Consider the following 12,858-nt stretch of genomic DNA (forward strand, 5'->3'; position numbering starts at 1 on the left):
TCCTCTTATGCGTACAATGGGTTAGTTTTATTGGTGTCGATACCAAAGCGGGCAATGGCGTCGGCCACTAACTGCTTATCGATTTCACCACGTTTAGCCAGTTCACGTAACGACGCCAGAACTATGTAACCCGCATTCACTTCAAAGTGACGACGCAGATTTTCACGGCTGTCAGAACGGCCAAAACCATCTGTACCCAAGACTTTATAAGATACCGAAGGCATAAATGAACGCACCTGATCGGCATAGTTTTTAATGTAATCTGTGGCAGCAATAGCAGGAGCTGTGCCTAACACCTGAGCAATATAAGGCACTTTCTCTTCAGCCATAGGATGCAGCATATTGAAACGCTCACAATCCTGACCATCTCGCGCCAACTCGTTAAATGAAGTCACGGAGAACACATCTGAACCCACGCCGTAGTCTTCACTTAAAATTTCAGCCGCTTTACGCACTTCGTTCATGATAGTGCCGCTGCCTAACAGCTGAACTTTGGCTTTTTCACCAGCATGGCTTTCCAGTTTATAGATACCACGACGAATACCTTCTTCAGCACCTGCTGGCATAGCAGGGTGATGGTAGTTTTCGTTCATCACTGTAATGTAGTAGTAAATATTTTCCTGTTCAGCACCGTACATACGACGGATACCATCCTGGATGATCACCGCCAACTCATACGAGTAAGTCGGGTCGTAGGAAATACAGTTAGGTACTGTGCCTGCCAGAATATGGCTGTGACCATCTTCGTGCTGCAAGCCTTCACCGTTTAAGGTCGTACGGCCGGCGGTAGCTCCTAACAGGAAACCACGGGCTTGCTGATCGCCCGCTAACCAGGCCATATCGCCCACACGCTGGAAACCAAACATCGAGTAGTAGATATAGAATGGGATCATCGGTAGATCGTTGGTGCTGTATGAAGTAGCAGCGGCGACCCATGACGCCATAGCGCCCAGCTCGTTGATCCCTTCCTGCAATACCTGACCTGACGTTTCTTCTTTGTAGTAAGACACTACAGCGCGGTCTTCCGGCGTGTAGGTCTGGCCACGTGGGTTATAAATACCAATCTGACGGAATAAACCTTCCATACCAAAAGTACGAGCTTCGTCAGCAATAATAGGCACAATTTGCTGGCCGATATTTGGATCTTTCAGCAAGACGTTCAGCGAACGCACAAAAGCCATAGTGGTGGAAATTTCACGTTTTTGCTCTTCCAACAAAGGCTCAAACACGTTCAGTTCTGGCAGAGTTAATGCCTTGGTGAAATTCGGTAAACGCACTGGCGTATAACCATTTAACGCATTACGACGGGCATGCAGATACTGATGTTCAGGTGAACCTTCAGGCAGCTGAATATAAGGCAGGCTTTGTACATCTTCTTCGCTGATGTAGTCTTCCAGATTCAGGCGCTTACGGATTTGCAGCACATGGGTCATATCCATTTTCTTGACCTGGTGCGCAATGTTCTTGCCTTCAGCCGCTTCACCCATGCCATAACCCTTAATGGTTTTGGCCAGGATCACTGTTGGGCGACCTTTGGTTTCCTGAGCAGATTTAAAGGCTGCGTATAACTTGGACGGCTCATGACCACCCCGTTTTAACGCGAAGATTTCTTCATCTGTCATATCAGCCACTAAAGCTGCAGTCTCAGGGTAACGTCCGAAGAAATGCTGACGTACATAAGCGCCGTCTTTGGCTTTATAAGTCTGGTAGTCACCGTCTACAGTTTCGTTCATCAACTGCAGTAACTTGCCTGTGGTGTCTTTGGCTAACAGCTTGTCCCAGCCACTGCCCCAGACTACTTTAATCACGTTCCAGCCAGCGCCGCGGAATAAACCTTCCAGTTCCTGGATGATTTTACCGTTGCCCATCACAGGACCATCTAAACGCTGCAGGTTACAGTTCACCAGGAAACACAGGTTATCCAGCTTTTCACGGGCAGCAAAAGATAAAGAACCACGGCTTTCCGGCTCATCCATCTCGCCATCACCTAAAAAGGCATAAACACGTTGTTGGCTGGTATCTTTCATACCACGGCCATCTAAATACTTCAGGAAACGGGCCTGATAGATGGAAGTGATAGGACCTAAGCCCATAGAAACAGTAGGGAACTGCCAGAATTCAGGCATTAATTTAGGGTGTGGGTAAGAGGATAAACCTTCACCACCCACTTCCTGACGGAAATTGTCCAGTTGATCCGCTGTTAAACGGCCTTCAACAAAAGCACGGGCGTAGATACCCGGAGAAATATGGCCCTGGTAATACACCAAATCGCCGCCATCTTTTTCATTAGGCGCACGGAAGAAGTGGTTAAAACAGGTTTCGTAAAACGCAGCTGAAGACTGGTAAGAGGCCATGTGGCCACCTAAATCCAGCTCTTTTTTCGAAGCGCGTAAAACGATCATAATAGCGTTCCAGCGGATCACTGAACGGATACGTTTTTCCAGATTTACATCACCCGGATACGCAGGTTCCTGCTGTGGCGGAATGGTATTGATGTAATTGGTGGTGATGCCTGTTGGCATATCCACGCCTTCCAGACGAGCCTGTTCCAGCACTTGTTCTAACAGGAACTGAGCGCGCTCTACACCTTCGGTGCGAACTACAGATTCAAGAGCCTCTAACCATTCTTTGGTTTCGAGCGCGTCGATGTCAGTCTTATTGACTTCAGACATATCAAAGTTTCCTTAATCAGTTCCACGCCAGAGAGCGGAACATTAACAGTTAAAAAGTATGCTTACGCTCATTCGCTCTGTTGTGAACGTCTGAGCGAGCGTTCAATGCGTGAGCGCTCCCGGTCAGCTTCCAGCAATGCCTCTTCGATAAAGGCTAAATGGCTGTTGCTGGCTTGCCGGGCTTGCTCCGGCTCGCCATTGATCACCGCTTGCATCAGGCGATGCCTGTGCGAATTCAGCTGGCTCACTATGCCTTCTTTTTCCCGCAAAACTTCAAGGTTCAACTTAATGTTTTGCTCTACCAGCGGCGTTAAGCCGCGCACCAAATGCAAAAGCACCACATTATGCGATGCCTCTGCAACCGCCGAATAAAACTGGCCAACTGACCGCGCTTCAGCGTCTAAATCCTGTTGCTGCTGGGCAGCACAAATTTCTTCGTAACGTTGTTTAATCAACTCGTAATCAGCTTGTGTACCGCGCAAAGCTGCGTAATAAGCACAAATGCCTTCTAAAGCATGACGAAACTCCAGTAAATCAAATTGCGACTCTGGGTGACGGCCAATCAGAGCAAATAACGGATCGGTTAAACCCACAGCCAGATTTTCACAGACATAAGTGCCACCACCCTGACGGCGATTCACCAAACCTTTGGCTTCGAGTTTCTGAATAGCTTCACGTAAAGATGGACGGGAGACATCAAATTGCAGCGCAAGTTCACGTTCAGGCGGTAACTTTTGTCCGGGCGTAAAAGTACCTTCCAGCAACATATGTTCCAGTTGCTGGACTATTTGATCGGACAATTTGGCAGGTTTGATTCTCAGACTGGACATTGCCACCTTGATGTTAAGTCTCTGGTTATTGTTTTGGCTATTTTAAGTTGACCACTTGTAAATTGGTCTTACCAATTCAATTTAATGCGGCATAACTTAGCAGAAAGGATTCAAACTGTAAATTAAACTGCGGAATTATGCGACCAAAGCGGGTAAATAATTAGAGTAAAAGCTCTGGATTAACAGAGGAAAAATGCAGTAAGAGAATTGGTCTGACCATTAACATTAAAGACATACCATCCTTCCATGGACATCGTCGCAACAAGAGCCCGGCCTCCGCCAGACGCGAAGGCGTGATACCGGCGAAATGCCAAACTGTTGGCATTTCGAAAGACCGCTATCACCCTACAGTTGCGACATACCGTCCTTCCATGGACATCGTCGCAACACTGTTCCCTACAGTTGCGACATACCGTCCTTCCATGGACATAAAAAAAGCAGCCGAAGCTGCTTTCTTTTGTTTCTTCTGTTTAGCCCAACCAGCCTGACAAGGTCAGCACTGCTACTAAAGCAAGGAAAAACAGCACATTACGTTTAGCCAGTTGCACCATACAGGCGGTTTCTTCCGCGCAGTTATAGGCATCATCAGGCAAAGGTTCTGCCGCTTTAGCGACACTGGTAATGACAGTAGTGGATGGCGTACTGAAGTCACCCAAAAATGCCAGCAGCGCAGCGGATGCACGGGAGAAATGCCCAACCAAAGCTAAACCTACCCCAAATAAACGGGCTGGTACCCAGTCGGCCCAGAACATGACCTGCTGGAATGCAACAGGAATATCAGGAGCTGTTTCAACAAATTCAGCGGTTTCTGCGTCGTCAGTTTCTGCCAGTGTCACTGGTTTATCCCAACTGACAGGTTCGTTCAGTTGACGCAATAAAGCATAAGTAATAGCACCAGCTCCACCTAAAAGGGCGAACCAGAACAATACAGCGGCATAATAACGAAAGTTCAGCCACACCAGACGTTGACCATAACTCAACTCAGCATCTGTTAAGCCTGCGTCCTTGCTTAACTGCTGCATTGTTAAAAAAGCCGCTTCGTTATCTGCTCTTTCACTGGCATTTAAATACTGCTTATAGAGTTGGCGGTAGTGCCAGCAGCCAATACACACCAGCAGCACCAAGGTATTCAGCACCAGGCTTACCAGACTGCTGCCAATCAGCCACAGCACCAGGGCATACAGAATACCGGGTAACAGCAGCCACAGGTATTGACCTTTGCTGTCATCTGACAGTTTAGATAAGCCAGAACTGTGGCTCAGAGACTGGTACTTTTTGGCATAAAACGAAAACTGCCAGGCCTCACTGCGAACCGCCAGCCGTTCAATGATTAAGGCGATAAGCATACTGATCAAGGTCATTTATCTATTCTCCTTTAACGCAGATTGATAACGGCTCCAGTCAAATGACGGGCCTGGATCGGTTTTCCGACCCGGTGCAATCTGCTGATGTCCCACAATACGTTCCAGACTAATAGCCGGAAAGTCTTGCATCAGTTGTCTGGTTAACAGCACCAGACTTTGGTACTGCGCATCGGTATAAGGCTGATGCTCAGTACCTTCTAACTCAATTCCTATCGAAAAATCGTTACAGTTTTGTCGTCCGTCAAATTCCGATAGGCCTGCATGCCAGGCTCTGTGCCGAAAGGGCACATATTGCTTGATTAAGCCGTCTCTAAAAACAACACAATGAGCAGAAACTCTCACTCCCGCTAAGTCAGCGAAACTGTTATCGGCACTGGTGTCCAATACACCCATAAATAAATCATCAATGTAACTGTTGCCAAACTGACCAGCAGGCAAGCTGATGCAATGGATCACCAACAAACTGATATCACAGTCTTGTGGTCGTCTGTTCCAATGCGGACTGGCACGCTGTTCAAGTTCAATCGGAACTTGCTGTTGATTTAACGCCACAGTGTCAATCCCGTTTTGCAAATGCGCTTCATGCTCGGTTAAGCTGGAGCCTTTATTGTCAACCCTGAGACTTTGGAATGCAAGCACATGACAATACAACTAAATTAGGTCGGTTCTTTAGCTGGATCAGTTGGCTGCTGTTGCTTGCCTTGCTGTATTGGTTTTTTGAAGATCAGATTTCGTTACAAATAAATCCAAATCAGCAGCTGCAAAGTCAGATTGGCAGCAGTGGTGAAAAAGTCACCATATTAAAGCGTAACAAGGCTGGCCATTATGTCGGCACCGCCTTATTTAACGGTGTCCCGATGGAGTTTATGCTCGATACAGGCGCTACTGTAGTCGCAGTGTCAGAGCAGGCAGCACTCAAATTGGGCATGCCTAAAGGCCAGCGTTATCAAGTCAGCACAGCCAACGGACTGGCTGCAGCGTACGACAGCAGACTGAATAGCCTGCAACTGGGTGATATTGTGCTGACAGAAATACGCGCCAGTATTACCCCTGGCTTGCATGGCACAGATATTTTGTTAGGCATGAGTGCGTTAAAACAATTAGAATTCAGCCAACAACAGGATGAGCTGAAGCTAATCCAACGCTAACTTTTAACAGGGCAAAGAGCCTGTTATTTTATCGGAATTATAAATACAGATGATTAACGTCCCTTACCTTACTGATTTGCAACGGGATATTGAACTGACTGTTCGTCAGGCTCTGGCTGAGGATTTAGGCCATTTACCGCTGGAGCAAGGCGATATTACCGCGTCTTTGATTCCCACGACCCAACAAGCCAAAGCCACTATTATCAGCCGTGAAGACTGTGTGTTTTGTGGCAGCGCCTGGCTGACGGAAGTTTTCCGTCAGTTATCCAAAGAAGTTCAGGTGGAATGGTTTGTTCAGGATGGTTATAAAGTTACCGCCAACTCCATATTGTGTGAGCTGACAGGCCCAGCCCGAATTTTATTAACTGGTGAGCGTACCGCACTTAACTTTATCCAGAGTTTAAGTGGCACGGCCACCACTACGGCTTTGTATGTGTCTTTACTGGAAGGCAGCGCCACCCGTTTACTCGATACCCGCAAAACCTTACCTGGTATGCGTTTAGCGCAAAAGTACGCCGTGGCATGTGGCGGCGGTAAAAACCACCGCCTGGGTTTATATGATGCGTTTTTGATTAAAGAAAATCATATTGCAGCAGCTGGTTCTATCGACAAGGCCGTCAGCATAGCGCGGCAGAATTTCCCAGGGAAACCTGTCGAAGTGGAAGTGGAAGATTTGATTGAATTTGAGCAAGCCCTCAAAGCTGGTGCTGACATTGTGATGCTCGACAACTTCCATATTGCCGACATCCAGCAAGCCGTCAGCCTAAACAAAGGTCAGGCCAAACTGGAAGTGTCAGGCAATATTACCGCCGAAGCTTTACGTTCTTTAAGCAGCACTGGTGTGGATTATATCTCCAGCGGAGCTTTAACTAAAAACGTGCAAGCCATTGATTTATCAATGCGCTTACGCAGTATCTGATCCACTGACAGAGGGCTGTGTCCTACTGCACAGCCCTGGTCATTCGTCGCAGCAAACAGCAAAGTGGTAAAAGGCTGATACACTTTAATCAGTGTTTCCGTAGCGCTGTGATCCTTATGAATCCTAGTCCACTCTTGCATGGCACTGTCTGTTACTGGCGTGATGACAAAGGTTTTGGGTTTATTACCACTGGCTCCGGCGAGCGGCTGTTTTTTCATATCCGGGATTTTGAAACCGCCCCCCAGCACAGACCACAGCAAGGCGATCTGCTCTGTTATCAATTGGGGCAGGATAAACAGCATCGTCCTTGCGCTTTGGCATTGCAATTTGCCTCAGCCAAAGATCCTGTGATCACTCCGTCAACCAAAACTACCAGCAACACTGAACCAGCTATTTATCAGATCCAACATCAGGCCTGGTGTTTCCGTTACTTGTTTTTTGTGTTGTTACTGTTGTCTTTATTGGCCGGATCTTTTGTCTTTACCATGCCACTGTTTTATCTCGAAGCCAGTTTGTTTACCTATTGGCTGTATCAAATTGATAAAAAACTGGCGTGCAACGGACAACAGAGCCGTTTACCTGAAGAAAGTTTGCAGATGTTCAGCTTAATTGGCGGTTGGCCCGGAGCCTGGCTGGCGCAAAAACGTTTGCATCATAAAGTACATAAAGCGCCTTTTCAGCGAGAGTTTCGTTTTGTTATTTATGGCAATAGTTGTTTTTTACTTTGGTTATTATCTGACTCCGGCTCCGCATTTTTGCAGAAAGTGGCACTGCTTTAACAAAAATTCAGTGAGATAGCCATTAAAAATCAGTAATTTAACCACCAATTCACTTTTTTATCCGCTCTGTTTGCAACTGAAATTAAACATCAGAGCAAAGCTTGCTTAATAACAAATATTAACCAGAATTAAGTAGCCCCAACAGTGGGCATACCAATCAGGAGATGTTCCATGAAACGTAATCAAGGTTTTACCCTTATTGAATTAATGATAGTTGTTGCGATTATCGGTATTTTGGCTGCCATTGCTTTACCTGCTTATCAGGACTACACGGCCAAAGCCCGCGGCTCAAACGCAGTAGCTTCATTAGGTGGTCAAAAAATTAAAGTCGCCGAAGCTTATGCCACCAGTGGAGCTTTGGGCTGTACGGACTCTTCAGGTACAGCAATACCAAACTGCGGACCTGGCGGTGTATTGTCTTTAACTTATGATGGTATTACTGCCACCATGACCCCCACTGCACCTGCTGCGGCTGGCCAGAATATTACCTGGGTTTGTGCCTTGTCAGGTGCTGGCGCCGTCCCCATTAAAGGTTGTGGCGTCTAATATTTAGTCTCTCGCATCAGAAACGGCCCGTTCAGGGCCGTTTTTCTCAGGATAAAGCACGACCAGACAGGCCAAGCTCCACCACCGGGAATCTGTATGGCATTAAATCCAAACTCAATATTATTAAAACGTTTACAGCAAGCTAATTTAGTTGATCCTCAGCACACCTCTAAACTGCTGCAGGAAAAAAGTCATCAGTATCAGACTATTGCTGATTTGCTGATTGGTGAAAAACTGATCCAGTCGAAGGCTCTGGCGGAAGCCGCCGCTGCTTTTACTCTGCACAGCGCTTTGGATTTAGATTTTTTTGATATCAATGCGATCCCGGAACAGTTACGCAACGAAAAGCTTATTCGCAAACACCATATTCTGCCACTGAGCAAAAGACACAAAACCTTATTTCTGGCAGTGGTCGACCCTACTGATATGACGTCAGTGGAAGACTTTGAATTTAATACCGGCCTGAACGCAGAAATGATAGTGGTGGAGTTTGATAAGCTGCACAAAGCCATCGACAAGTTGTTTGATACCACAGCCACCGACAGTTTTACCGACACCCAATGGGATTTGGCCAAAATGGGCTTGGCGGGAGGTGATGAAGAAGAAACAAAAACTGTAGGTTCGGACAGTGAAGATCAGCCCATTATTACTTTTATCAACAAAATGCTGCACGACGCTATTCGCAAAGGTGCTTCCGATTTGCATTTTGAGCCTTATGAAAAGAGCTATCGTATCCGTTTTCGTATTGACGGTATTTTGCACGAAGTGGCATCACCCCCTGTGGCTTTGTCAACGCGTTTGTCAGCCCGCTTAAAAGTGATGTCGAGATTAGACATAGCGGAAAAACGTGTGCCTCAGGATGGCCGCATTAAACTTAAGCTGTCACAGAAAAAGTCGATCGACTTTCGGGTCAGTACTTTGCCTACCTTGTGGGGCGAAAAAGTGGTGATGCGTATTCTCGACTCCGACAGCGCTATGCTGGGTATTGATATTTTAGGCTACGAGGCAGAACAGAAACAGCTGTATCTGGATGCTTTGTCTCAGCCACAAGGCATGATTTTAGTCACAGGCCCCACAGGTTCAGGTAAAACCGTGTCTTTGTATACAGGGCTGAATATTCTTAATACCGAAGAAACCAATATTTCTACAGCTGAAGATCCGGTTGAAATTAACCTGCCTGGTATTAACCAGGTGCAGGTGAATCCAAGAGCAGGCTTAACCTTCCCTTCGGCTTTAAAAGCATTTTTACGCCAGGACCCTGATGTCATTATGGTTGGGGAAATACGTGATCTGGAAACTGCAGAAATCGCCATTAAGGCCGCTCAAACCGGCCATTTAGTGCTCAGTACCTTGCACACCAACTCAGCGCCTGAAACCTTAACCCGTTTATTAAATATGGGAGTGCCTGCTTATAACGTGGCAAGTTCAGTCACGCTTATTATTGCTCAGCGTTTGGCTCGGCGCTTATGCAATCATTGTAAAGCCGCCGAACAACTGCCCGAGCAGGAAGCCTTAAAACAAGGTTTTTTGGCAACCCAACTCAGCCAGCTCAAACTCTTCAAGCCTGTGGGCTGTGATCACTGCACTGGCGGCTACAAAGGCCGTTTGGGCATCTATGAAGTGATGCCTATTACAGCTCAAATTGCCGCTAAAATTATGGCAGGCGCTAATTCGCTGGATATTGCCGCTCAGGCTCAAACCGAAGGTTTTCCGAACCTACGCCAGTCAGCGTTGAAAAAAGCAGCAGCAGGGCTCACCAGCCTGGCAGAAGTGAACCGGGTGACTAACGCCTAAGCCGATCAACAGAGCAGCAAGGATTAGAATCATGGCCGAAGTAAAAGTAAAGCAGCTGGATATCTTCTTGTGGAAAGGCATTAACAGACGAGGCAAAACCAGCAATGGTGAGATTAGAGCTGGTTCTGTGGCCGAAGCCAAAGCTTTATTACGTCAGCAAGGTTTTACCCCTTCGTCAGTGAAGAAAAAAAGCAAACCTCTGTCTTTTACTCAGCCCAGTATAAAATCTTCTGACATTTCGGTGGTCACCCGGCAAATTGCCACTATGTTGGGCGCCGGTGTGCCTTTAGTACAAAGTATCGATTTGATTGCCAGCGGTGCCAGCAATGAAACTTTGCGTCAGCTGATGGCAAAAATTTCTGTGAAAGTACAAGGAGGTACGCCTCTGTCTGAGGTGCTGCGTGAACACAAAGACTATTTTGATGAACTCTATTGTGATTTAGTGAAGTCCGGTGAGCAGTCCGGTGCTTTGGACAGAATTTTTGACCGCATTGCCGTTTATAAAGAAAAAGCCGAAGCGCTGAAGTCCAAAATAAAAAAAGCCATGTTTTACCCTATAGCCGTTATTGTGGTGGCAGGTATAGTCACCTCCATTTTATTAATTTTTGTAGTGCCCCAGTTTGCCGAAATTTTTGGCAGCATGGGGGCAGAACTCCCTGCTTTTACCTTGTTTGTCTTAGGTATTTCTGATTTTATGCAAAGCTACTGGTACATAGTCTTGGGGGCCATCATAGCGGCGGTGTTTATTTTGTCTAAATCCTACAAAACCAGCCAGAGTTTTAAAGTCGCAGCAGATCACGCCATTTTAAAGATGCCTATTATGGGCATGATTTTAAATAAAGCCGCGGTGGCACGATACGCCCGCACTTTATCCACTACCTTTGCCGCTGGTGTGCCTTTGATTGAAGCTTTGGAGTCTGCTGCAGGGGCTGCTGGCAACGAAAAATACAGAGCCGCTATTTTGTCAGTACGCGAAGAGGTAGCAGCTGGTAATCAGATGCATCTGGCAATGAAAAATACCGCAGCTTTTCCAGAGATGGTGAATCAGATGGTGTCGATAGGCGAAGAGTCTGGCGCCTTGGACAGTATGCTGGCGAAAGTGGCGTCAATTTATGAGCAGGAGGTCGACGATGCAGTCGATGGATTAACAGCCTTACTTGAACCCTTGATTATGGCCGTATTAGGTGTCTTAATAGGCGGACTTATTATCGCGATGTATCTTCCGATCTTCCAACTGGGCAGTATTGTGTAATGGATTTTTTCTCTCCTTTGGTGCAGGTGTTTGAACAATCAGCTGGGACCTTTTATGTAGTTGTGGTGCTGTTTAGTCTGGCTGTAGGCAGTTTTCTGAATGTTGTGATCTACCGTTTACCGAAAATGATGGAACTGGCCTGGCAACAGGACTACCAGCAGTACTTTGATCAAAACGCCGAGCAAACAAAAACCCGGTTTAATCTGGCTTTGCCGCATTCACATTGCCCGAAATGTCAGCATCAGTTATCGGCTCTGGACAATATCCCTCTTGTCAGTTGGCTTATACTCAAAGCCAAATGCCGTTATTGCAAAGCGCCTATCAGCGTGCGTTATCCGGCTATTGAAGCCTTCACCGGCCTGTTGTCTTTGCTGGTTGCAATGCATTTTGGTGTAACAGAACAAACACTGATTTATTTGCTGGTGACCTGGTGTCTGATCGCCTTGTCTTTTATCGACATCGACAAAATGCTGTTGCCCGATCAAATCACTCAGCCGCTGCTATGGTTTGCTTTATTGCTTAGCGTGACAGGTTTTACTGTATCCCCCACTGATTCGCTGATTGGTGCTGCGGCGGGCTACTTAAGTTTATGGTCTGTGTTCTGGCTCTTTAAGCTGGTGACCGGCAAAGAAGGCATGGGTTATGGTGATTTTAAACTGCTGGCCATTTTTGGTGCCCTGCTTGGCTGGCAGCTGTTACCACTGATTATTTTATTATCCTCTGTAGTGGGTGCTGTGTTTGGTTCACTGATGCTGCTGGTTCAAGGCAAAGGCAAAGCAACACCAATTCCCTTTGGACCTTATATAGCGGCTGCAGGTTGGATTGCTATTTTATGGGGTAAAGATATAACGGCCTGGTATCTTGGTACTATGGGTTTGTAAAGAATGGGTCTTTAAGCATGTCTGGATACGTTGTAGGCCTGACCGGTGGTATAGGCAGCGGTAAAACCACCGTCGCCAATTTATTTCATGATTTAGGGATACAAAGTGTCGATGCCGATTTAGTGGCACGCGATGTGGTGATGCCGGGAGAACCCGCCTTGGCGTCCATAGTCATGCATTTTGGTCAAAGCGTTCTGCAAAGCGATGGCCAATTGGATCGCGCTGCGCTCAGAGCCCGGATTTTCGCCAATGAAGCCGAAAAACAGTGGCTGAATCAATTATTGCATCCGCTGATCCGCCAACGCTTGCTACAGCAATTAGCCGCCTGTAGCTCGGATTATGCCTTGCTGATTGCTCCTTTACTGCTGGAAAACAATCTGCAAACTTATACGGACCGGGTGCTGGTTGTCGATGTGCCTGAAGAGCTGCAGCTCAGCCGCACTATGCAACGAGATCAGGTGCCTGCAGCACAAGTACAAAACATTCTGAACAGTCAGATAGCCCGGCCTGAGCGCTTGCGTCTGGCAGATGATGTACTGCTTAATACAGTGCCGGTTTTTGAGCTTCAACCGCAGATACAGCAGCTACATAGTCGTTATCAGCAGTTTGCCAAGGAAAAACTAGCAAAAAGCTCTACTTAGGTTTATGGTAATGAACATTGTTAACAAATGTT

General features: G+C 46.8%; 12 protein-coding genes. 8 read left to right on the forward strand and 4 right to left on the reverse strand.

Going from position 1 to position 12,858, the window contains the following annotated elements:
- Positions 1–5: 5 nt before the first annotated feature.
- The 4 genes from aceE to ampD form a co-directional block, all read right to left on the reverse strand.
- Complete coding sequence (gene aceE, locus P3C17_RS07115) at positions 6–2,672, reverse strand: pyruvate dehydrogenase (acetyl-transferring), homodimeric type (protein ID WP_300928758.1); 2,667 nt, start codon at positions 2,670–2,672, stop codon at positions 6–8.
- Positions 2,673–2,740: 68 nt separating this feature from the next.
- A complete protein-coding gene (pdhR, locus tag P3C17_RS07120) occupies positions 2,741–3,502 on the reverse strand; it encodes a pyruvate dehydrogenase complex transcriptional repressor PdhR (protein ID WP_233078757.1) in 762 nt (253 codons plus the stop codon).
- 470 nt (positions 3,503–3,972) lie between these two features.
- Entirely contained in the window at positions 3,973–4,863 is an 891-nt protein-coding gene (gene ampE / locus P3C17_RS07125) for a beta-lactamase regulator AmpE (protein WP_300928759.1), read from the reverse strand.
- A complete protein-coding gene (ampD, locus tag P3C17_RS07130) occupies positions 4,864–5,418 on the reverse strand; it encodes a 1,6-anhydro-N-acetylmuramyl-L-alanine amidase AmpD (RefSeq protein WP_300928760.1) in 555 nt (184 codons plus the stop codon).
- A 77-nt stretch (positions 5,419–5,495) separates the two neighbouring features.
- On the opposite strand from ampD, the gene P3C17_RS07135 reads away from it, so the two are divergent.
- The 8 genes from P3C17_RS07135 to coaE all read left to right on the forward strand — a co-directional run bounded on the left by P3C17_RS07135 (position 5,496) and on the right by coaE (position 12,826).
- Positions 5,496–6,014, forward strand: coding sequence for a TIGR02281 family clan AA aspartic protease (locus P3C17_RS07135; protein ID WP_300928761.1), 519 nt, complete (start codon positions 5,496–5,498; stop codon positions 6,012–6,014).
- Between the two features lie 49 nt (positions 6,015–6,063).
- Positions 6,064–6,933 (forward strand): carboxylating nicotinate-nucleotide diphosphorylase, encoded by an 870-nt coding sequence (gene nadC, locus P3C17_RS07140; RefSeq protein WP_300928762.1) that lies wholly within the window; start codon positions 6,064–6,066, stop codon positions 6,931–6,933.
- A gap of 116 nt (positions 6,934–7,049) precedes the next feature.
- Positions 7,050–7,712 carry a cold shock and DUF1294 domain-containing protein gene (locus P3C17_RS07145; protein ID WP_300928763.1) on the forward strand — a complete coding sequence of 221 codons (663 nt, stop codon included), beginning with the start codon at positions 7,050–7,052 and terminating at the stop codon, positions 7,710–7,712.
- Positions 7,713–7,883: 171 nt separating this feature from the next.
- On the forward strand, positions 7,884–8,258 hold the full coding sequence (locus P3C17_RS07150; RefSeq protein ID WP_300928764.1) for a prepilin-type N-terminal cleavage/methylation domain-containing protein: 375 nt from the start codon (positions 7,884–7,886) through the stop codon (positions 8,256–8,258).
- Between the two features lie 96 nt (positions 8,259–8,354).
- Positions 8,355–10,052, forward strand: a complete 1,698-nt coding sequence (pilB, locus tag P3C17_RS07155) for a type IV-A pilus assembly ATPase PilB (protein ID WP_300928765.1) — start codon at positions 8,355–8,357, stop codon at positions 10,050–10,052.
- A 31-nt stretch (positions 10,053–10,083) separates the two neighbouring features.
- The gene (locus tag P3C17_RS07160; RefSeq protein WP_300928766.1) at positions 10,084–11,304 is read left to right on the forward strand and encodes a type II secretion system F family protein; all 1,221 of its coding nucleotides are present in this window, start codon (positions 10,084–10,086) and stop codon (positions 11,302–11,304) included.
- Entirely contained in the window at positions 11,304–12,185 is an 882-nt protein-coding gene (locus P3C17_RS07165; RefSeq protein WP_300928767.1) for an A24 family peptidase, read from the forward strand. Before P3C17_RS07160 ends, P3C17_RS07165 begins: the two co-directional genes overlap by 1 nt.
- A gap of 17 nt (positions 12,186–12,202) precedes the next feature.
- Positions 12,203–12,826 (forward strand): dephospho-CoA kinase, encoded by a 624-nt coding sequence (coaE, locus tag P3C17_RS07170; protein WP_300928768.1) that lies wholly within the window; start codon positions 12,203–12,205, stop codon positions 12,824–12,826.
- Positions 12,827–12,858: the final 32 nt, after the last annotated feature.

Source organism: Rheinheimera sp. 1928-s (assembly GCF_029269265.1).
Lineage (GTDB): Bacteria > Pseudomonadota > Gammaproteobacteria > Enterobacterales > Alteromonadaceae > Pararheinheimera.